This is a genomic window from Mycobacterium intermedium (assembly GCF_002086275.1).
Taxonomy (GTDB): Bacteria; Actinomycetota; Actinomycetes; order Mycobacteriales; family Mycobacteriaceae; genus Mycobacterium; species Mycobacterium intermedium.
In genome coordinates, this window is the sequence record NZ_MVHT01000291.1 from 1 (window position 1) to 552 (window position 552).

At 68.8% G+C, this 552-nt stretch carries 1 protein-coding gene; it reads right to left on the minus strand.

What is annotated here, in order from left to right:
- Nucleotides 1-126 precede the first annotated feature (126 nt).
- Nucleotides 127-477 (minus strand): hypothetical protein, encoded by a 351-nt coding sequence (locus BST27_RS30730; protein WP_069419678.1) that lies wholly within the window; start codon nt 475-477, stop codon nt 127-129.
- Nucleotides 478-552 lie beyond the last annotated feature (75 nt).

The window sequence follows — 552 nt, forward strand, 5'->3', positions numbered from 1 at the left end:
GCGGGCCGCATGGGTGGGCGAGTTCGTCTTCGGCTTCGTGTGCTTGCTCGATGGAGTCCCAGTAGGTCCATTCGGCTTGGTAGCTTGCGCTCGCGTCGCGGTGGCAGACCAGCGCTGCGCGGACGGTCATGCATCTGCCTTTGTGCGATGCCATTCGCAGGCTTGGCCTTGGGCCGGTACCCGGATGCGGCAGGGCCGGCCCGCTTGTGTTGGCCGGCCGCATCGGTGCGTGCGCCGGCTGACGGTGATGTGACGGACGTATTCGAGCGGCAGTGCGCCCAGCTGTTCGTGCGCGACGTCGCGGCAGCTGCTGTCGTAGCAGGCGGTGGGGTCGCCGATCGCGGCGCGCCTGGCGAGGACCAGGTGCTCATCGCCGCCGGCCGTGACCGCGGTGGCGGCGAAGTAATCGGCCTGCCCGACGTCGCAGAGACAGACGGAGCGGTCGTAGTCGAGCAAGTGGCCGGCGTTGTCGGTCACGTCATGCGCCCCTTTCGGTGGGTGTCTGCTGCTTTGGTTCGACCTCGGCCGACCTCAGCCGACCTCAGCCGCCGA